The organism is Paenibacillus sp. KACC 21273 (genome assembly GCF_028736095.1).
Classification (GTDB): Bacteria; Bacillota; Bacilli; order Paenibacillales; family Paenibacillaceae; genus Saccharibacillus; species Saccharibacillus kyungheensis.
In genome coordinates this window covers 1,567,310-1,587,448 of the sequence record NZ_CP117876.1, presented here as the reverse complement: position 1 = coordinate 1,587,448, position 20,139 = coordinate 1,567,310, and the positions used below count along the sequence as shown (strand labels likewise).

18 protein-coding genes, 1 riboswitch and 1 other annotated feature are annotated in these 20,139 nt (G+C 40.6%); of the genes, 1 reads left to right on the top strand and 17 read right to left on the bottom strand.

The features are described from left to right. Nucleotides 1-29 precede the first annotated feature (29 nt). The 5 genes from PQ460_RS07290 to PQ460_RS07270 all read right to left on the bottom strand — a co-directional run bounded on the left by PQ460_RS07290 (nucleotide 30) and on the right by PQ460_RS07270 (nucleotide 7,476). On the bottom strand, nucleotides 30-713 hold the full coding sequence (locus PQ460_RS07290) for a ComEA family DNA-binding protein (RefSeq protein ID WP_274172220.1): 684 nt from the start codon (nucleotides 711-713) through the stop codon (nucleotides 30-32). A gap of 75 nt (nucleotides 714-788) precedes the next feature. Continuing rightward, complete coding sequence (leuS, locus tag PQ460_RS07285; RefSeq protein ID WP_274172219.1) at nucleotides 789-3,230, bottom strand: leucine--tRNA ligase; 2,442 nt, start codon at nucleotides 3,228-3,230, stop codon at nucleotides 789-791. A gap of 116 nt (nucleotides 3,231-3,346) precedes the next feature. After that, nucleotides 3,347-3,629, bottom strand: a binding site (T-box leader). Between the two features lie 57 nt (nucleotides 3,630-3,686). Then, nucleotides 3,687-4,946, bottom strand: coding sequence for an MFS transporter (locus PQ460_RS07280; protein WP_273613139.1), 1,260 nt, complete (start codon nucleotides 4,944-4,946; stop codon nucleotides 3,687-3,689). Between the two features lie 42 nt (nucleotides 4,947-4,988). After that, a complete protein-coding gene (locus PQ460_RS07275; protein ID WP_274172218.1) occupies nucleotides 4,989-6,476 on the bottom strand; it encodes an FGGY-family carbohydrate kinase in 1,488 nt (495 codons plus the stop codon). Further along, nucleotides 6,448-7,476 (bottom strand): 2-hydroxyacid dehydrogenase, encoded by a 1,029-nt coding sequence (locus tag PQ460_RS07270; RefSeq protein WP_274172217.1) that lies wholly within the window; start codon nucleotides 7,474-7,476, stop codon nucleotides 6,448-6,450. Before PQ460_RS07270 ends, PQ460_RS07275 begins: the two co-directional genes overlap by 29 nt. A gap of 244 nt (nucleotides 7,477-7,720) precedes the next feature. Then, nucleotides 7,721-7,812: riboswitch (SAM riboswitch) on the bottom strand. Between the two features lie 225 nt (nucleotides 7,813-8,037). Between PQ460_RS07270 and PQ460_RS07265 the strand changes: the two genes are divergently transcribed. Then, the gene (locus PQ460_RS07265; protein WP_274172216.1) at nucleotides 8,038-10,089 is read left to right on the top strand and encodes a molybdopterin oxidoreductase family protein; all 2,052 of its coding nucleotides are present in this window, start codon (nucleotides 8,038-8,040) and stop codon (nucleotides 10,087-10,089) included. Between the two features lie 26 nt (nucleotides 10,090-10,115). Here PQ460_RS07265 and PQ460_RS07260 read toward each other — a convergent pair whose 3' ends face one another. The 12 genes from PQ460_RS07260 to PQ460_RS07205 form a co-directional block, all read right to left on the bottom strand. Then, complete coding sequence (locus tag PQ460_RS07260; protein ID WP_274172215.1) at nucleotides 10,116-11,093, bottom strand: LacI family DNA-binding transcriptional regulator; 978 nt, start codon at nucleotides 11,091-11,093, stop codon at nucleotides 10,116-10,118. 141 nt (nucleotides 11,094-11,234) lie between these two features. Continuing rightward, entirely contained in the window at nucleotides 11,235-12,671 is a 1,437-nt protein-coding gene (locus PQ460_RS07255; protein WP_274172214.1) for a glycoside hydrolase family 1 protein, read from the bottom strand. A 70-nt stretch (nucleotides 12,672-12,741) separates the two neighbouring features. Further along, the gene (locus PQ460_RS07250) at nucleotides 12,742-13,839 is read right to left on the bottom strand and encodes a GGDEF domain-containing protein (protein WP_274172213.1); all 1,098 of its coding nucleotides are present in this window, start codon (nucleotides 13,837-13,839) and stop codon (nucleotides 12,742-12,744) included. 94 nt (nucleotides 13,840-13,933) lie between these two features. Then, nucleotides 13,934-14,728 (bottom strand): class I SAM-dependent DNA methyltransferase, encoded by a 795-nt coding sequence (locus PQ460_RS07245; protein WP_273613146.1) that lies wholly within the window; start codon nucleotides 14,726-14,728, stop codon nucleotides 13,934-13,936. A gap of 50 nt (nucleotides 14,729-14,778) precedes the next feature. After that, nucleotides 14,779-15,702, bottom strand: coding sequence for a CvfB family protein (locus PQ460_RS07240; protein ID WP_274172212.1), 924 nt, complete (start codon nucleotides 15,700-15,702; stop codon nucleotides 14,779-14,781). Beyond that, nucleotides 15,699-16,046: a ribosome silencing factor gene (gene rsfS, locus PQ460_RS07235; protein WP_069329867.1), complete on the bottom strand. Its 348-nt coding sequence runs from the start codon at nucleotides 16,044-16,046 to the stop codon at nucleotides 15,699-15,701. Before rsfS ends, PQ460_RS07240 begins: the two co-directional genes overlap by 4 nt. After that, on the bottom strand, nucleotides 16,046-16,630 hold the full coding sequence (gene yqeK, locus PQ460_RS07230; protein WP_273613148.1) for a bis(5'-nucleosyl)-tetraphosphatase (symmetrical) YqeK: 585 nt from the start codon (nucleotides 16,628-16,630) through the stop codon (nucleotides 16,046-16,048). Before yqeK ends, rsfS begins: the two co-directional genes overlap by 1 nt. After that, nucleotides 16,611-17,204, bottom strand: a complete 594-nt coding sequence (nadD, locus tag PQ460_RS07225) for a nicotinate-nucleotide adenylyltransferase (protein WP_273613149.1) — start codon at nucleotides 17,202-17,204, stop codon at nucleotides 16,611-16,613. The genes yqeK and nadD overlap by 20 nt, the downstream gene beginning before the upstream one ends. 43 nt (nucleotides 17,205-17,247) lie before the next feature. Continuing rightward, on the bottom strand, nucleotides 17,248-17,544 hold the full coding sequence (gene yhbY, locus PQ460_RS07220) for a ribosome assembly RNA-binding protein YhbY (RefSeq protein WP_069329869.1): 297 nt from the start codon (nucleotides 17,542-17,544) through the stop codon (nucleotides 17,248-17,250). 18 nt (nucleotides 17,545-17,562) lie between these two features. Next, entirely contained in the window at nucleotides 17,563-18,438 is an 876-nt protein-coding gene (gene aroE, locus PQ460_RS07215) for a shikimate dehydrogenase (RefSeq protein WP_274172211.1), read from the bottom strand. Between the two features lie 36 nt (nucleotides 18,439-18,474). Beyond that, the gene (yqeH, locus tag PQ460_RS07210) at nucleotides 18,475-19,602 is read right to left on the bottom strand and encodes a ribosome biogenesis GTPase YqeH (protein ID WP_274172210.1); all 1,128 of its coding nucleotides are present in this window, start codon (nucleotides 19,600-19,602) and stop codon (nucleotides 18,475-18,477) included. Then, nucleotides 19,599-20,126 carry a YqeG family HAD IIIA-type phosphatase gene (locus tag PQ460_RS07205; protein ID WP_273613152.1) on the bottom strand — a complete coding sequence of 176 codons (528 nt, stop codon included), beginning with the start codon at nucleotides 20,124-20,126 and terminating at the stop codon, nucleotides 19,599-19,601. The genes yqeH and PQ460_RS07205 overlap by 4 nt, the downstream gene beginning before the upstream one ends. Between the last annotated feature and the right edge of the window lie 13 nt (nucleotides 20,127-20,139).

Genomic DNA, 20,139 nt, shown 5'->3' with positions numbered 1-20,139 from the left:
CGTACCACTCTTACTCCCCCTTACATCCCCTAAAGCTGTACATAAGGCAACATCTTGGCTAACATTTTGCTACCGATTCCTTTTACATTATCCAGTTCATTCACACTGCGAAAAGCGCCATGCGTATTGCGATAATCAATAATCGCTTGTGCTTTCTTTTCTCCAATACCCGGCAATTCAGTTAGTTCAGACAGACTCGCATGGTTGATACTAATCTTGCCATCCTGTGTGCGGGCTGATGGTGCTGGATTTGTAGCAACAGTCTCGGTATTCGATGATATTGAACTTGTAGACTCTGATGTTGCGATCGGAGTCTTGATCGATGGTTGCTGACTTGTAGAAGCCGTTTCAGTAACGACCGTATCTTTGGCTACCTCGGCTACCTTCTCTTTGGAAGAATCTGTTGCCGATGACGTTTCACCTTTGGAGCGATCTGTCTGATCTGTTGTTGCTTTGGATGTAGATTCAGCCAAAGTCGAACTTGATGTTGTCGTTACTGCCTGATCTTCTACAAGTGAAGCTTGTGCTTGTTCATGTAAAGCTGTCCATTTGGTTTCTTGCTCGCTGGATTGTAAAGTTCCAAACACAATCAATCCTGCTCCAAGCACCGCGGAGACTACCGCTGTCCACATGATATCCCGTCTCATAATGACACCTCTGCCGTCGGGATTCCAGTACATTACCGGAATCCCGGTAATAGACTCCCATCGCATAGGAGGTTAAACGATGTTACTTTTGTACGTTCAGATCAAACAATACATATATTAGCTATATCAATCGGTCAGTGATTAGTTAGCAACAATATTAACTAATTTGCCCGGTACAGCAATTACTTTACGAACTGTTTTGCCTTCGATCACTTGTTGAACTGCTTCTAAGGATAGTGCAGATTCTTCCATCGCTTTGGCATCCAGATCTTTAGCAATTTTGTTACGTTGTACAATTTTACCATTCACTTGAATAACAATTTCCACTTCAGATTCAGTTGTCCATTGCTCATCAAATGTAGGCCATTCTACATACGTAATACTTCCATCGTGACCCAGACGAGCCCATAGTTCTTCTGCAATATGTGGAGCAAGAGGAGATAACAATTGTACGAATTTCTCCATTAGATCACGTGGCAATACGTCTGTTTTGTAAGCATCATTCACAAAGATCATCAACTGACTAATCGCTGTATTGAAACGAAGTCCGTCTAAGTCTTCTGTTACTTTTTTGATCGTTTTGTGAGCTGTACGTTTGAATGCTTCATCGCCTTCACCGTCTGTGATTTTGGCATTCAATTGTCCTTCATCTGTAATAAATAGACGCCATACACGAGATAAGAAGCGATACATGCCTTCTACACCATTTTCATTCCAAGGCTTCGTTGCTTCTAGTGGTCCCATAAACATTTCATATAGACGTAATGTATCTGCACCATATTCACTAACGATATCATCTGGATTGATAACATTACCACGAGATTTACTCATTTTCTCATTGTTATTACCTAGAATCATCCCTTGATTGACAAGCTTGTGGAAAGGTTCTTTGGTATCGACTACACCGATATCGTATAACACTTTATGCCAGAAACGAGCATACAATAAGTGAAGTACAGCATGTTCTACTCCACCGATATATAGATCGACAGGCAACCATTCTTTTTGCTTCTCTGGTGAACACAAAGCATCATCATTATGTGGATCGATATAACGCAAGTAATACCAGCAACTACCTGCCCACTGTGGCATCGTGTTCGTTTCACGACGTGCTTTCATCCCTGTTTCTGGATCGATCGTTTCTACCCAGTCAGTAATATTAGCCAGTGGTGATTCTCCTGTGCCCGAAGGTTTGATCTGATCGATATCAGGAAGCAATAAAGGTAATTCCGATTCAGGAACAGTCTTCATCGTACCATCTTCTAAATGCAAAATAGGAATAGGCTCTCCCCAGTACCGTTGACGGCTAAACAACCAGTCGCGTAGACGATACGTAACTTTACCTTGTCCCTTACCATTTTCCTCAAGCCATGCAATCATTTTGGCAATCGCATCTGTTGTATTTAATCCATTTAAGAAATCAGAATTCACATGTTCGCCTTCGCCTGTATACACTTCTTCTTGTACACTGCCTCCAGCTACTACTTCTTTAATTTCCAAATCGAATTTTTTAGCAAATTCCCAGTCACGAGCATCATGTGCAGGAACCGCCATAATAGCGCCTGTACCGTAACCTGCAAGTACATAATCAGCGATCCAGATTGGTAATTTCTCGCCACTTGCTGGATTAATTGCATAAGCACCTGTAAATACGCCTGTTTTGTCTTTTGCTAAATCTGTACGTTCTAGATCACTCTTATGTGTTGCTTGATCTTGATACGCTTTGACAGCCTCTTTTTGCTCAGGTGTTGTAATCACATCGACTAACTCGTGTTCAGGAGCCAATACGCAATATGTTGCACCAAATAAAGTATCTGCACGCGTTGTAAATACGGTTAGATTTTTATCGGTTCCTTCAATATCAAAGTGCACTTCTGCACCGACAGATTTGCCGATCCAGTTACGCTGCATATCTTTGATACTTTCGGTCCAATCCAATTCTTCCAAATCATCCAAAAGACGCTCTGCGTATTCTGTAATACGTAGTACCCATTGACGCATTGGTTTGCGGACAACTGGATGTCCTCCGCGTTCACTTTTGCCATCAATAACTTCTTCATTCGCAAGTACTGTTCCTAATGCTTCACACCAGTTCACAGCGACTTCATCTACATAAGCAAGCCCTTTGTTATACAATTGGATAAAGATCCATTGTGTCCATTTGTAATACTGTGGGTCAGTTGTGCTGATCTCACGATCCCAATCATAAGAAAATCCTAATGATTTAATTTGACGGCGGAAATTATCGATATTTTTGAATGTAATATCACGTGGGTGTTCGCCTGTATCCATTGCATATTGTTCTGCTGGTAGACCAAACGCATCCCATCCCATTGGATGAAGTACATTAAAACCACGCATACGCTTGTAGCGAGACACGATATCTGTAGCTGTATATCCTTCAGGATGCCCTACATGCAGACCTGCTCCAGATGGATAAGGGAACATATCCAGTGCATAAAATTTCGGTTTACCTGGTTCTTCTTGTGTTTTGAATGTTTTGTGTTGATCCCAATATCCTTGCCACTTCGGTTCAATCTGCTGTGGATGATAACCAGGTTGAGTTGTTTTTGAATCTGTCATCAATGTGTCCTCCTTCGATCTTAACGATCGTGTGTGTCTGTCGTATACCTGTATTTCATTCATAGCTTACTGCTCATATGCGACAAAAAAACCTCTCATCCATAGCGCATAATATCGCTAGGGACGAGAGGTTGTGTCTCGCGGTACCACCCTAGTTAGTGAACAAGCATACTTTGCTATCCACTCACTTAGTTGCCTGATAACGGTAGGAAGCCGATGTCGTTCAGAAATAGGATAACTACGCTGACTATGTACTGATAAAAATAACAGCGTATTCCAATATTCTTGCCACATATCTCCAAGGCGAGTTCATATCAGCATCATATCGACTTGCACCACCCGTCGACTCTCTATCATTACATGCTTACTAATATTACTATTCCTTTTCACTGAGCATTGTATTATAAAATATAACAATAGCTCTATTTTAAAAAATTCGCCCTGGAAAGTCAATGATTACGCAATATTCTCTTGTACTTTACGTTTACCGGCTACTTTAGCAGCATCTTCTTCTGGAGTTGTAATAAACTTGGTAATAATCGCACTGATAAAGTAAAGAATTGCGAATACCCATACCACTCCTTCTGCACCGATCACACCGATAAAAGCAAATGCGATAGCAGGAGCAATAAAAGCGGATAAACCAGCACCTAGATTGACGATAGACATCGCAGGGCCTTTGTTGCCTCCTGCTACGGATGGAGCAAGTGCTGCAATAGGAACATATCCCGCTAACAATCCACCCCAGATAAATCCAACAATCGTGGTGATCCACAAGTTACCGTTTGTCCATTCAGGGACATAGAACAATAATAATGTGAAAATACCACAACCTACTCCACCGAACCACATGACGGTCTGTCTCCAACCAAATTTATCACCAATAATACCGAATAATAGATTAAATACGATATTTCCTAAAAAGATCGTTCCCCAGATGTTCAACCATGTACCTGTTGCGATTCCGTATTGTGCCATATGTAATGGTAAAAATACAGGGAATCCGTAAGAACCTACACTATTAATAACCCGTACAATACCGCTTAATCCAACTTTGGGATGGGTTTTGACAATCGTTAATCCTTTACCCAATTCGCGTAACGTTTCACGAGCGTTGCCTGCTTTTTTGGGTAAACGGTCACGATTGATCAACAAAGCAAAAATAGCACCGATTCCAGCAAGCACAACAGCACTCCATAACGTCTGCATATATCCTAGATTTTTGATCGCATAACTGGAATAATATGCACCTAATACAAACATCCCGCCTGAGTAGGCTACCCAGAACCAGCCAATTGCTGTACTTAATTTGTGCTCAGGACTACGATAAGTTACCCATGTTAAAAAAGAATAAGCAAACAATGGATACCCAAATCCTTTAACCGCATACGTTAATAACATAATAGGATAATTTAGATCGGTTATACCAAAAGCGATAAAAGCAGATGTACCGATTACATAAGCGATAAATCCAATGAACATTGATTTTTTGGCTCCAAATGCTTCTAAAAATACGCCAGAAAACCATGATGCAATTGCTAGTGTAATACCATATACCGTAAATAAAAGACTGGCATCCTGCACGCTAAGCCCTCGTTCTACCAGATAAGGGCTTAACCAACCTGCTTCTAATCCATCTCCCATCATAAAAATCAATACTCCGAGATATCCCCATACTAATGTTTTGGGAATCCCTATACGATCTAATACGTTCATGACATCCACTCCTTTTTCAACTTTACTGGTAAGCTACTGTTCTCAAATACTACTTTCAGATGAAGAAGTCGTTGTCGCAGACTCCGCTAATTGTAATTGTGCAAAAAAGAGCTGCGCCTTATGCCATTGTTGGTAATCTTTTTGCAATGCCTCAGAAGATTGTGGTTGAAATGTAGTGATCTGTTCTGTCTGAGTAGACTGTATATCCAAAGCTTCATTACAGATATAAGCTGCTCCTACAATCGAAGCATGTTCAAATCCTGTGCGGATACGGATTTCTTTACCTAATAGATCAGCAATACTTTGAATAAGTGTACGGCTCTGTAGTCCTCCTCCACATGCCCAAATATACGGACGATCCAGCAAGACCACCTGTGCCAATTGATCGAAATTCACTTTGATAGAAAAAGCAATCTCGTGTAATGCTGATCTGACAAAATGAGCCCGGCTTAATTGATCTGACAGCGGAGCATCGAATAGAAATCCGCCACGTACCCGCGCATTTTTGGCAGAAGATAAATAAGAACCTAATGCTGCTACACATTGACTTTCTTCCAGTTCATTCATCTCTTGCTCCATCATGGCGTATCCTTCATTGGGATAGAAAATAGATTGCAATTTCTGATAGTTCAGACCGGTGATACCTGGATTCGTTTCGATCAAAAATTGATGTGGTGTTGTATACGCATTAATCCATGCTTTTGCTGATTTATCTGTTGTAAATGTATCTGTAATCTTAGCGATAGGTGTAGTTGTACCGGATACAATAACAATATCTTCTGCTCCTGCACTTGTACTATGGATAGCCAACTGCGTATCCCCGCCACCTACGATAACAGGTGTATCTACAGGCAAGTTCAATTCTGCTGCTGTACCCGATGTTAATGTCCCTAGCACGCTACCTGAAGGTATTAATGAAGGCAACACTATTGGTGCAATGCCAAAGGTGTGACACATTTCTGTAGACCAATCACTATGCTCTACATTATAGAGAAGAGTCTCACATGCTTGAGACGGCTCGTAACTTAACACACCACTAAGCGCATACGTTACCCAATCGCTAATACTGGTAAAACGATTCAATCGTTGATACTGCTGAGAATGACGCTCCCGTAATCCGACTAATTTCATTGCTGAAAATAAAGCAGACGGTGTTCTGCCTGTGATCGGATAAATAGAAGTTTGGTCGCTATAGTGTTCTTCCCACTCTCGTCCCCGATTATCAATATTCGGTAATCCTAGATAAGATTCACCTGCTTCATCAATCAGTACGATACCTTGACGCTGACTCGTTGAAGTGACAGCGATAATCTGAATATCAGGAACGTTAGATAGTGCTACTTTAGCAAGCCCTGCAATCTGTTCCCACAGTACTTCCGGTATAAAATGGCGTGCATCCGGATACTGATTGTCATTGTGATACAAAATATCAGCTCGCTCAATCGACAATACGTTACCATTGATATCGACAACAGCTACGCGAGCATTACCGGTACCGATATCAAAGACTAGATAGGCTTGTTGTGTCATCGTTAATATCCTCCAAAATCGCTTTATTATAAAGTACTTTCACTGCGGTATTATGATACTCAAACCACTCTATGAGTGCTGTATTCATAATTTCTACATGATGATCTTCAACTTCATAAGTGGCACCTGCTAAATGTGGAATTGCTAAAACATTTGGCAATGAAATCAGTTCATAATCTTTAGGAAGTGGCGGTTCTTGATCAAACACATCGATAATCGCTCCACGAATCTGATTTTGTTGTAATTGTTCAACCAGTGCATGATGATCTACCACTACAGAACGGGCAGTATTCACAAAAATGGCGTCTTTTTTCATTGATTGCAATAATTCTGTACCTATTAATCCTTTGGTATCTTCGGTTACAGGTAAATGAATCGATACAATATCGCTTGTAGCAAATAACTCGGCTAACGATACTTTTTGATCACGCGGGTCAGGGCTGGTTACATAGGGATCGTAATAACGAATATCACAAGGGAAGCTACGTAGTATGCCTGCTGTACGCTGGGCTACAGCTCCAAAACCAACCATACCGACTGTTTTGCCAGCCAGTTCATTACCTTTAAACTTGAGATAAGCAGTTAAGCTACCACTTTGCCATTCTCCTGCTTCTAGCCATTGACTGGATGAAATAATACTGCGTAAAAAGGTAATTAGACTACCAACTACCATTTCAGCTACAGCTTGTGCATTACGTGCTGGCGTATAGAAAACAGGAATACGACGATCTGTAGCCACAGGTACATCTACATTAGAAGGAGTTCCTCGACAGACACCGATAAATTGCAATTGAGGTACAGCTTTAATTACCTTTTCAGTAATTTGATCTAATTCTGCAATAATGGCGTTTGCTCCGGTTGCTTGTAATAAAGAGATTAATTCCTCTTCTTGATAAGCTTGCCCATGATCTTTCCAGCAACGGTAAATGACTTCTCCAAACGTATCTGCTAGTTGTTGACGACCTTGCTCATGATAAGGGGCGGTAATTAATATTTTCATTATTCAATCTCCTTTGGTACACTTAGGTGCAGTGTTATTTAAGTGAAGCTTTAAAGTAAGAAAGTGACTTGATATAGTGAGTTCTTGGTTTGCTACTAATAACGTCATTATTTGACAATATAATCAACTGAGTCAACGACAATATACAAAAAACCTCTTTCCCACATCAAGGAAAGAGGTTCGCTATCTATTCATTATAATATTCAAATCATACGAATAAAATAATGCAATAATTCATCCTGCTTTCCTATCTCCCAAGCGATTCAAGCTTGCTGGAATTGGCACGTTTTTGCCGAGGTTTCGTAGGGCCAGTCCCTCCACCTCTCTGGATAGAAAATCTAATGTATGTAGTTGTCGAAAAAAACTTGCAAATCGATATCAGACACGATAAGGTATAAAACATCTAAATTTGTCGAATTCGAAATAATTTTCTTTATTCTAATTAAACCTAGTAAAAAAGTCAACATTAAATCTAAAATTTGATTTATGATAGTTTATAACGTATTCAAAGTCTATTTCTGCCATTATTAAGGTATGGGTATTACGAAAGGAGCATGATGTATGTCTAGTTATGTTGATCAACAAGATGGAGTATTTCCTTCAGTCTGCTCGCTCGATTGTCCTGATCAGTGCGGACTGCTTGTTCATAAAGAAAAAGGTAAAATCATCAAAATTGCTGGAGATCCTAATCATCCTGTTACCAAAGGGAACATCTGTAACAAAGTTCGTAATATGACAGAACGTATCTATGATACCAAGCGTCTAACTACTCCACTCAAGCGGATTGGAGCAAAAGGAGAAGGTCTTTTTGAACCTATTTCATGGGAAGAAGCGATTACTACAATTACTTCCAAATGGAAAACATTAATATCCACTTCTGGCCCTGAAAGTATTCTCCCGTATAGCTTCTATGGCAATATGGGCAATCTATCCGCAGAAGGGATGGATCGCCGCTTTTTCCACCGGATGGGGGCGAGTCTTTTAGAGCGTACCATTTGCACAGCCGCTGGTTCAGCAGGTTATAAATATACAATGGGTGGCAGTATTGGTACCGATCCTGAAGATACGGTAGATACACAGTTATTTATTTTCTGGGGTATTAATGCAGTTAGCACTAATATGCATCAAGTGACTTTAGCGCAGCAAGCTCGCAAAAAAGGCGCTAAAGTTATTGTGATCGATGTGCATAAAAATCAAACTGGACGATCTGCAGATTGGTTTATTCCGATTTTGCCAGGAACAGATAGCGCACTCGCTTTAGGGATGATGCATATTTTATTTGCTGAAGATAAAGTGAATGAGGATTTTATGAAGCAATATACAGTAGGGCACGAACAATTGCGTGAGCATGTAAAGCAATACGACCCTGCCACTGTATCCACAATTACAGGCGTACCTGTCGATGATCTATATCAATTAGCTCGTATGTATGGCAATGCTAGCCCTGCTCTGATTCGTATCGGAAATGGTCTACAACATCATGATAACGGCGGTATGAATGTACGTACGATTGCTTGCCTACCTGCTATCACAGGACAATGGTTAGTACGCGGTGGCGGTGCTATTAAGTCTAATACGTTCCAGCTAACATTTAATGAAAATGCGTTACAACGTCCAGACTTATTGGCTAATCGCAACACTCGTTCTTTTAATATGAATCAATTGGGACGGGTATTATTAGAGGAGTCTGAACCTGTGCAATCGCTATATGTGTACAATTCTAATCCAGCAGTTGTGACTCCAGAAGCTACGCTTGTCAGACAAGGATTAGCACGAGACGATTTGTTTACTGTTGTGCACGATCTCTTTTTAACTGAAACAGCTAAATATGCAGATATCGTTTTGCCAGCAACATCTGCTTTTGAAAATACCGATTTCTATGCTTCGTACTGGCATCATTATATGCAGATTCAACAACCAGTTGTTGCTCCATATGGTGAAAGCAAATCCAATACCGAAGTATTTCGTTTGCTTGCTAAGGCAATGGGCTATGAAGATCAAGCATTACAAGATAGTGATGAACAGTTAATTCGGCAAGCGCTGGATCATCCTGCTAATCCGGCACTGAAAAATATTACGTATGATTCATTAGTTCAGCATCAATATGTCAAAGCAGATCGACAATATATTTTCCCGGATCGTCTGCCTACACCAAGTGGCAAAATTGAACTATATTCAGCCGATATGGAGCGTGATGGATTACCGCCATTACCAACCTATACACCACTTCGAGAACAAGGAACGCATCCTTATATTTTTGTACCGGGACCGAATCATAACTTTTTGAATTCAACCTTTTCCAATAATGCCAAACATATCGGTCTTGAAAAAACACCGAAGCTGTTTATGAATACAATCGATGCACAAAATGCTGGTATTGAAGATGGCGACTGGGTAACCGTATGGAATGAACGAGGGTCTTGTGAACTGCTTGCTACTGTAGGTGAACATGTATTGCCAGGCGTTGTCGTCAGCCAGGGGCTATGGGCAGACACTGACAATCAGCAAGCTACCCATCTAGTTAATGCACTCACGTCAGATCGCTTGGCTGATATGGGTGGCGGTGCAACCTTCTTCTCCGGTCGTGTCGATGTAATCAAAAAATCAAGTTAACTCCTTTTATCCAATAATCGTTCACTTCACACACTATGGCGTTCGATTAATGTATAAGGAATCTGTCGCTTGACGGGCATGATAGTAGTATCAAGACTACGTTCATAAAATAAAGAAAACGCTTGTCTGCCGATTTCTTGTAAATTCTGATCGATCGTAGTGAGTTGTAATCCGGCAGAGATCGGTTGGTTATCATACCCTATAATTGCTAACTGCTCAGGAATACGCAATCCATATTGACGTGCGCCTAACATAACACCTGCGGCGGCTTCATCCCCTGTTACAATTAACGCAGACGGAGGTGACTCCATAGTCGCAATCCGCTTGGCAATCTGTTCACCATCACTCATATGGATACAATCTGGAAAAATCCACTCCTGATACACTTCAAGCCCTGCGGCATGGAGTGTATTTTGGTATGCACGAAATCGCTCCTGACTGCTTGCACTTGTTTTGCGACCAATACAATAACCGATACGAGTATACCCACGATCTAATAAATACTGAATTCCGCTACAAAAAGCTCCATAATGATCGGTATATACAGCCGATAGATTGGATTCTTCTGTATATTCGCAGACAACGATCGGCCCTGAATCACTGTATGATTGTAATTCTGCCCATGGTAATACGCGTGAACATGCAATAACTCCATCTACCTGTCTTGTACTGAGCATATGTAGATATTCTCGTTCTTGATCTGGATTATACGAAGTCTGACATAGCAATACGTGATAACCATATTGATAAGCTTCTTCCATCACACCTGCAATAATGGCGTGATAATACGGATGATGACTAAATGGTAAAATCAAACCAACCGTTTTGGTTTTGCCACGAATCAGATTAATAGCTTGTGAATTAGGGGTGTAGCTATTTTGCTCGATCACCTGTTGTACCCGTTCTCGTTTATCTGCTCTAACATAAGGATGATTATTGAGTACTCTAGATACAGTAGACACCGAAACTCCTGCTTGTTTGGCAATTTGCTTAATGTTGACCATAAGTGACTCCTTTCTTGTCATCATAAATCTTACACAATTACTTCTATCATAGCTCAAAAATAAGATCAACGATAAACAACCGCCTGTTTTCTTGAACATTCTATCCAAGACAAGGCGGTTGTTATACATATTATTATTAAATTATAACTGTTCTCCGTTACTTTCAATTACTTGCTGATACCAGTAATAGCTTTTCTTCGGAATACGGCGCATATCTTTTTCGCTATCTTCGTCACGATTGATATAGACGAACCCATAACGTTTCTGATAGCCATTTAACCAGCTTAACAAATCGGTAAATGACCAACTACAATAACCAATTAGATCTACACCGTCAGCAATCGCTTCACGACATTGTTCCAAATGAGAACGCAAATAATCGATGCGATAATCATCTTGGATACTTCCATCAGCTTCTAGCTTATCAAATTCACCTAATCCATTTTCGGTAATAAAGACAGGCAGTCCATAACGGCTCGTAATACGACGTAATCCAATTCGCAAGCCGATTGGATCGATCGCCCAGTCCCAGTTTGACGTTTCTAAATGAGTATTAGGCGTTGTTTTGTATAGCCCCGGTCTTCCCGTATCTTCATTACTTCCTTTTTGTCCGGTAGTATTCATTTTGCCTTCAGCGACACCATCAATCGGATTAAATTCATACGTAATCGTCTGATAATAATTAACACCGACAAAATCAGGAATCCCTTTGGTTAATAATTCGATATCGCCTTCTTCAAATGTTGGAGCCAGACCGTGCTCTTCCAGATAACGAAGTGCTACCTGTGGATAATGACCCAGACAATACGTATCCAGCCACCAGTTATTTTGAAATTCTTCTGCATTCTCATACGCCAGCATATCACGAGGCTGACTACTAGCCGGATAAGAAGGAGAATAAGCAAAGCTAGGGCCAATTTTACCGTTCGGTACATAGTGACGGAAAGATTCAATCGCTTTGGCATTAGCTAGAAAAGCAATATGATTGGCTTCATAAAAACGTTTGCGATCATGGACACCCGGCGGATGCATCGCTGTAATAAACGCATGGTTAGAATTGTAATTTTGCTCATTAAGAGATACCCAGTACTTTACTCGATCTCCATACCGTTTATACAATGTAATACAGTATTGATTGAAATCTTCGATCATTTCTCTAGATTCCCAAGCTCCGTATTCATCTGCGAGTGCTTGTGGAGCATCCCAGTGGTATAACGTTAATACCGGTTCGATCTGATTAGCCAACAATTCGTCAATTAATTGATCATAAAAGATCAAGCCTGCTTCATTGACTTCACCTTTACCCTGTGGATAAATACGTGGCCAGCTAATCGAAAACCGGTATGCTTTAAGACCTTGTTGCGCCATTAGAGCAATATCTTCTTTGTAACGATGATAATGATCTACAGCTACATCTCCATTGGTACCTTTGAATGTTTTGCCCGGGATTTTGGTAAATGAATCCCACATCGAAGGTCCTTTACCATCTTCGTCCCAAGCACCTTCTACTTGATATGCCGCCGAAGCTGATCCCCATAGAAAATCAGTCGGGAACGCTTTTTTCTGTTCGTGATGCATTTGTACTCCTCCTTCAAGCTAATGATGCTTTTATGATAAAGTATGAAATGCATTTCAGATCAAGCTTTGTTTATGATAGTGGCTTAGCTAATTGTACCTGATTCCGTCCAGCCGACTTGGCTATATACAATGCTTGATCTGCTTGTTCAAACATGTTTTCAGGCTGATCCTGCGGATAACAACTCACACCGATCGATATCGTAATATGAATCATTTGTCCATCGTCTAATTGAAAATCGTGAGCTTCGATCTTTTTACGAATCGATTCTGCTATTTTTAACGTTTTTTCGATTCCACAGTCATTTAAAATCGCAGCAAATTCTTCTCCGCCTTTACGAGCACAGTGATCATTAGAACGCATAGCCTCTTTTAACAATTGAGCTATTTGAATCAATACCGTATCTCCATTTAAATGTCCATACGTATCATTAACATCTTTAAAATGATCAATATCTAAAAGGAGCAAACCAAAAGGTTGTGGATAATGCACCAAATTTATCGTTTTTTGTTCAAACATTTTTTCAAATGCACGTGGATTATGAAGCCCTGTCAAAAAATCAAGATTGGCTGCTTCACGCATTAATAACAATGCATCATCGGTACGTTTCATATAACGAAGTAAATAATAAACAAACAATACCCCGGGAATATAAAACGCTGCAAAGACTATAATCGGAAAAAAGGAGTGTTCCCCTAGTACAGAAATTACAGATAAAGCATATACACACAAAATCCCGATCATCATGCGTAGCCAGTAAGATAACGCCAGCTCTTTGCCTTTTCTCATAAATAATCCTGTAATCACAAACGTAAAGATCGCATTAAAAAATCCGATAAATGAACTAAAATTGATAGGGTCTATTAAAAATAAGCGATACACTCCAATAATGACAGCCGTGATCAAACTACTTAATGCTCCACCAAAGTAAAACGACAATATAATAGCCACCTGACGAAGATCCAATACTATCATAGGTGACAAACGAAAAGAGAAGTATTTAGTCAATAAAATTCCAATTATTCCCGCAATAACACCGGATAGCAATTTGACATACAATGACTGGATATTGATTCGTTTACTCAGCCATTTTAATATTAAATTACCAAAAAAGAGTGTAGTTGTTAGAAATGTAAGGTTGTTCAGAAGCGATTGAATAATAGTCAGCATCTCAAAATCCTCATCTGTGAATTTGCAAAGCAGTATAGATTATTATATCAAAAAAAGCTCCCTATACTGGGAGCTTCTATTAAATCATATCATATTATTTAATCGCTACAAAGAATAATCTAGCAGCATCTTCACCAGCTTCTACCCATTCAAAATCAGCATAACAATGCACATCTCGAAAACCGGCTTTGATTAATTCTGTTTTCAACCATTCTGGATCATAAGAACGTTGAACATGAGTTTCTTCAAAACGTTCATACAGCGCATGACGTTCTTCACCTGTACGGGCGAAAATCGTCAAATGATGCTCAATCTCGGTACGAACTTGATCATATTCACATGTCCATAAATACGAAACAGAACGCTCATCTAACATAAATGGTTGCTCTTCATCATAACGGCGTAATGTCCGCGGATGATGGACATCAAAAACAAATGTACCGCCTGATTTGAGCCCTTTGTATGTTGATTGAAACGTATCAACGATATACTCGGGTTCTGTTAAATAGTTCAAACAATCGCAAAACGAAATTACGCTATCGACCGGTTCAGGCAACATCCAGTGCGTCATATTTTGACACACCCAGTTCACACTACCGTTTTGAAAAAGGCGATGTCCTTGTGGAGTCGATTCTAGCTTGTCTTTCGCTACAGATAACATATCTGATGATAGATCTATTCCTGTCACTTGGAAACCTGCATTCACAAGCGGAATCGTAATACTACCGGTTCCACATCCAAGTTCTGCCACTGTACGAGGCATACCATATTTATCCCAGACTTCACGCACAAAGCGTAGCCAATCCGGGTAAGGCATATCTGCCATTAATTCATCATATACATAAGCAAATTTCCGGTACGACAATACGCTAACCGTCCTTCCGTACATCTGCAATATCGATTACAGAATGATCAATTCATACTACTAACGGCTAGTCCTTAAGATTGCTTTTCTTCTTCAGATGAAGATGGTTCAGAAGAATCTGCTGGCTTAACTAGCATCGTCCAGTTTTCTTTCTGCTCTACAATACCTTCGCGCATCAATTTACCAAGTGCACGCTTGAACGCAGACTTACTAATGCCAAATCGTTGTTTGATAATATCAGGTGTAGTGGTATCTGAATACGGCATAGCTCCATCAGGACGTTCTTGTAAGAAAGCAAGTAAGCGCTCTGCATCTTGATCGCGGCCCACTTCTTTACGAGGAATCATCGATAGATTTACACGTCCATCTTCACGAACTTGTGTTACACGTACATTGACTTTTTCACCGAGACGAAGCATACGACTGCGCTCGCTCTGATGAATCATACCCAATGCTCCAAATCCAAGTACGCCACCTTCTACAATCACAAATGTTCCCATTTGTAACGGACGATAGACTTGTGCATCTAACCACAGATTCACCCATGATTCAGGAGCGTGAAAAGTATGCTCCATAAATTCAAGTTCACCTGCTAATTTGGCACGTAGACGACCTTGACGATCATGCTCCATCATCACATAGACTTCATCGCCTACTTGCGGACGAAGTTCTTTGAGTTCAGGCATTTCGCTCAGAGGTAATAACAACTGACGACCTAGTCCCATTTCAAGAAAAGCTCCTAGACGTGGATGTAGATCAGCTACAGTTAGCTTTGCCATTCCACCTAGTGTCAAAAATGGCTTTTTCATCGTTGCTGCTAGACGGTCTTCGGTATCATGGAAAATAAAGACTTCGATATGATCGCCTATTTTGATTTTTTTGGTGATTTCACTGTAATGAAGCAATACATCGTTTTCTCCATCGGATAGAAAAAAACCATACGGCGATACTTCACGCACCAATTCAAGCGTTAATACTGTACCGGATTCAAAACTCATACGTTCTCCATCACTTTAGCATCTGACCACAGACGCTCGATATTATAGTATTCACGCTCATCACGATGGAAAATATGCACGACGACATCGCCAAGATCCATCAGTACCCAACGAGCTGCATTCACGCCTTCCATACCACGAATCTCTGCTTTGGCATCATGCATTACTTTACGGATTTCACTTGCAATCGCTTGTACTTGTGTATCCGAGTTACCATGACAGATTACAAAATAATCAGCGATCATGGATACACCACGTAAATCTAGTGCTACCAGATTGCTTGCTTTTTTACTTTCAGCTGCTTCTACAGCAAGTTGCAATAATTGTTCAGGATTCAATTTCATTAAAGTTCCCCCTCGAGTTCTAGCTGTTTGACCAAATCGTTGCGAGATAAAACCGTTAACGGAAAAATAACTTGTCGTCTAGCCAGCAATAAATGAATCGTCGAATCAAATCCAGCTACCAATCCAGCTTCAAGACTATGCTCAGCTAGACTGCGAATATGATCTACTCCTGGAAAATCACGTCCAGGTTCTATATAATCAGCCAAACAAATTACTTTCTCCAACACAGTCATACCGACACGTCCAGAGGTATGATAACGAATCGCATTCAATATTTCTTCATCGTCCACACCGTATTCTGTCTGTGCCGTATATGCTCCCACTTCAGCATGCCATAACGGCTTGTCATACAATAATAGTTCATCATTTAACGCTTGTTCGCGTAATACTTGTTCTTGACGTTCAGTGCTCCAATATTTCGCTACATCATGCAAAATCGCAGCAATCTCTGCTTTGACCGGATCAGCGCCATATCGCTTAGCAAGTACAATTGCTGATTGCATTACACCTTCGGTATGCTTCCAGCGTTTTTGTGGCATTTGAGCGGATACAGATGCCTTCAACTCATCGCGTGTCAGGTTCATAGATACCGCTCCTTTGTATATATTCATTCACTAGATCATGTACCATATAACGAACAGATTTTCCTGCTGCTAGACGTTCACGGATATCTGTAGATGAAATATCAACTTGTGGCATATTCACCAGCACTACTTTTTCCTGCAAATAATCCGGTAAATCTTCTTTACGAATGACCGAACCCGGACGACCTACACCGATAAATGTAAGCACCTGTGCCAGTTCTTCAATCCCATGCCATTGTGTTAAAAAATTCACCATATCTGCACCGATAATAAAAAAGAATTCATGCTCTGTATACCTTGCTCGTAATTCACGAATCGTATCAATTGTGTAGGATACGCCTCCGCGGACAAGCTCTATATCCAATGTACGAAAAGCAGGATTCGTTCCTACTGCAAGCTCCACCATCTGAAGACGTTCGTCTCCTCCAGCTCCCGCTTCGTGCTTATGCGGCGGAATATGTGACGGCATAAACCAGACTTCATCTAACGTACAACCTTGAAGCGCTGCTTCTGCTGCTAACATATGACCGATATGCACAGGATCGAATGTTCCACCCATAATACCGACTTTCATGAATACACCACCGAATACGATTTTATAATAAAAATAAGATCAATTACGCTTTTGGTAATTCAATTTGTTTGTGGTCTTTGGATTCTTTGTACAAAATGATTGTACGTCCAATCACTTGAACCAACTCGGATTTAGTGCTTTTTGCTAATTCTTCTGCCAAATCTTTTGGTTCTTCCAGACAGTTGTTTAATACTGAAATTTTCATCAATTCGCGCGTTTCAATCGCATCCAGTACATGACGAACAATCCCGTCATTCATACCGCCTTTACCGATTTGAAAAATCGCATCTAAATGATGAGCTTGTGAACGCAAAAAGCGTTTTTGTTTTCCTGTTAACATATATTTCTCCTTCAATACCTATTCTTTTTGATGATTCATCGCTTCTAGTAAAGCACTACGCATCACAGATATAGGCGCAGGTTCCCCTGTCCAATACTCATAAGCATAAGCTCCTTGATAAACAAACATACCTAATCCACCAATTACCGTACAACCACGACTTTTAGCTTCACGCAACAAACGCGTTTCTAACGGATTATAGATCAGATCGCTAACGACAATTCCTTCTGGAATTTGACGCTGTTCTAGTGGTGTCTCATCACTATTCGGTGACATACCGATCGAGGTTGTATTAATAAGTATATCGGTCTGCGGAAGAACTTTATCGAGTGTATCGTAGCTACCACTTTGTACTTGTAAAGTGTCATGACTGAACTCTTGAGCTAGTTGTTCAGCTTTATCTACTGTACGATTAATAATCGTTACACTTGCTGGTTCTTCTCGCAACAAAGCATATACTACTCCACGCGCAGCACCACCTGCACCTAGAATCGTAATATGTTTACCCGATAACTCACTATTTAATTCTTCTTTTAGAGATCGGACATAACCGATACCATCGGTGTTATATCCTTTTAATTTGCCATCTTTGATAACCACTGTATTAACAGCGCCACAGCATATCGCTGATTCATCCAGTTCATCCATCAATTTCATCATTTCTACTTTATGAGGAATGGTGACATTGAATCCGCTAAAGCCTAGCGCTTTGGTACCTGCTACAGCTTCAGCCAGATGCTCTGGCTTCACATGTAAAGGAACATACATCCCCGGAATCCCTGATGCTTCCAACGCAATATTATGCATAGCTGGTGATTTGGAATGCCCGATAGGATCTCCCATAACACCTAACAAAAGCGTATGATGAGATGAATTTTTTTTCCGGTCTGTCATTGTATAGTTCCTCCTGTGAATTAAGATAGGCTTACATTAAATCAATGATGGACGCATCATTACTTTGACACCTTTAGGTAAATGAATAGCAGCTAATGCGCCTGTACTGCCGTTCACTTTGATCCAACCCAAGCCTGAAATAAATAGATCGTATTGTGAGCCGCGAGGAACACGGAATTCATGACGTGTCCATTCTGGCAAGTCTGCTAAATGTTCTTTGGTCGGAGGTGCAAGCATTACTCCTGCATGATCTGCAAATAAGTCATCTGCACGTTCCAATTTGGTACGATGAATTTTGAGATTATTATTAATGAAGCAAGTAAATGATTGACGACCACCTTCAAGGTAATCAAATCGTGCCATCGCTCCGAAAAAGAGTGTCTGACCTTCATTTAATTGGTATACCATCGGTTTAAGCGGTTTGTCTGGCATAATCGCAGCCAAATCCTGCTTGGTTACGAGTTCCGTATAACGAGATTCATACACAATCCCCGGTGTATCAATAATAAAATGTCCATCATCTAAAGGAATATTCACAGTATCTAACGTTGTACCCGGATAACGAGAAGTAGTTAGTTCTTCTTCCAGATCACTATAATCCGAAATTAGACGGTTGATCAGTGTAGATTTCCCTACATTGGTCGCTCCAACTACATACACATCACGATTTCCACGCATCTCACCTACAACTTCAAGAATACGCTCAAATCCTGTATTTTGCTTGGCACTACAAAGAATGATTTCTTCGGTTTTGAGTCCGATTTCTTTCGCTTCTTTTTGTACCCAGTTACGCAATTTGTTCCAATTGGTGACTTTCGGCAACAAATCAATTTTGTTCACAGCTAAAATCACAGGATTATTGCCTACAAAACGTTGCAATCCTGAAATAACGCTACCCTGAAAATCGAACAAGTCGACAATATGGATTACCAGTGCATCTTTTGTGCCCACTTCACTGAGCAATCGCAAGAATTCGCTCTGATCTACCGTTACTGTCGACGATTCATTATAATTGCGGATACGGAAACAGCGCTGGCAGACTAGAGGTGTTCTTTCTAGTGCTTGTGCTGGTAAGTATCCTGGTAATTCAGGCGCGTCCATCTGTAGTGTAATACCGCATCCACTACATTTCGCACCAGCGGTAAGACCGCTTTGTTCTGTCATTTATTGTTTTCCTCCTCGGACCATAGTCCTTTTCTACGCAGTCGTTTTCTGGCAAACCGTTCGACCTTACGGTTAACTTTGGTTCTCCAACCTTCATCAGCAGCAGCGATAGGCAATACTAGAATCGTAAATAAACCGAGTCTGTTGCCACCATATACATCTGTTAACAATTGGTCACCGATAACAATAGTCTGTTCTTCGCTCCATTTCATCAGCGTCATTGCTTTGCGAAATGGTGCATTGGACGGCTTGCGTGCCGCATGCACAAATTTGATATCCAGTGGTGTAGCAAATAAGGATACCCTGCTCATATTGTTATTCGAGACGATAATCAGCTCGAAGCCGTATTTTTTTACTTTAGCAAACCATTCAATCAATTCCGGTGTCGCATTTGGCGCTTTGGCACCAACGAGTGTGTTGTCTAAATCTGTAATGATTCCACGATAACCTTTGGCATACATTGCTTCTAGATCAATATCAAATACAGTATTCACGCGCAACTTGGGTACGAGCATCTCAAACAAGCTTTATTCACCT

Bases quoted from the DNA above. Each gene is read 5' to 3' on its own strand.
- PQ460_RS07260 (WP_274172215.1), bottom strand. From the start codon at position 11,093: ATGGTCAACATTAAGCAAATTGCCAAACAAGCAGGAGTTTCGGTGTCT.
- rsfS (WP_069329867.1), bottom strand. From the start codon at position 16,046: ATGAAATTGAATCCTGAACAATTATTGCAACTTGCTGTAGAAGCAGCT.
- PQ460_RS07250 (WP_274172213.1), bottom strand. From the start codon at position 13,839: ATGCTGACTATTATTCAATCGCTTCTGAACAACCTTACATTTCTAACA.
- PQ460_RS07265 (WP_274172216.1), top strand. From the start codon at position 8,038: ATGTCTAGTTATGTTGATCAACAAGATGGAGTATTTCCTTCAGTCTGC.
- nadD (WP_273613149.1), bottom strand. From the start codon at position 17,204: ATGAAAGTCGGTATTATGGGTGGAACATTCGATCCTGTGCATATCGGT.
- yqeH (WP_274172210.1), bottom strand. From the start codon at position 19,602: ATGACAGAACAAAGCGGTCTTACCGCTGGTGCGAAATGTAGTGGATGC.
- leuS (WP_274172219.1), bottom strand. From the start codon at position 3,230: ATGACAGATTCAAAAACAACTCAACCTGGTTATCATCCACAGCAGATT.
- PQ460_RS07290 (WP_274172220.1), bottom strand. From the start codon at position 713: ATGCGATGGGAGTCTATTACCGGGATTCCGGTAATGTACTGGAATCCC.
- PQ460_RS07245 (WP_273613146.1), bottom strand. From the start codon at position 14,728: ATGTACGGAAGGACGGTTAGCGTATTGTCGTACCGGAAATTTGCTTAT.
- PQ460_RS07255 (WP_274172214.1), bottom strand. From the start codon at position 12,671: ATGCATCACGAACAGAAAAAAGCGTTCCCGACTGATTTTCTATGGGGA.
- PQ460_RS07275 (WP_274172218.1), bottom strand. From the start codon at position 6,476: ATGACACAACAAGCCTATCTAGTCTTTGATATCGGTACCGGTAATGCT.
- PQ460_RS07240 (WP_274172212.1), bottom strand. From the start codon at position 15,702: ATGAGTTTTGAATCCGGTACAGTATTAACGCTTGAATTGGTGCGTGAA.
- yqeK (WP_273613148.1), bottom strand. From the start codon at position 16,630: ATGAACCTGACACGCGATGAGTTGAAGGCATCTGTATCCGCTCAAATG.
- PQ460_RS07270 (WP_274172217.1), bottom strand. From the start codon at position 7,476: ATGAAAATATTAATTACCGCCCCTTATCATGAGCAAGGTCGTCAACAA.
- PQ460_RS07280 (WP_273613139.1), bottom strand. From the start codon at position 4,946: ATGAACGTATTAGATCGTATAGGGATTCCCAAAACATTAGTATGGGGA.
- yhbY (WP_069329869.1), bottom strand. From the start codon at position 17,544: ATGTTAACAGGAAAACAAAAACGCTTTTTGCGTTCACAAGCTCATCAT.
- aroE (WP_274172211.1), bottom strand. From the start codon at position 18,438: ATGACAGACCGGAAAAAAAATTCATCTCATCATACGCTTTTGTTAGGT.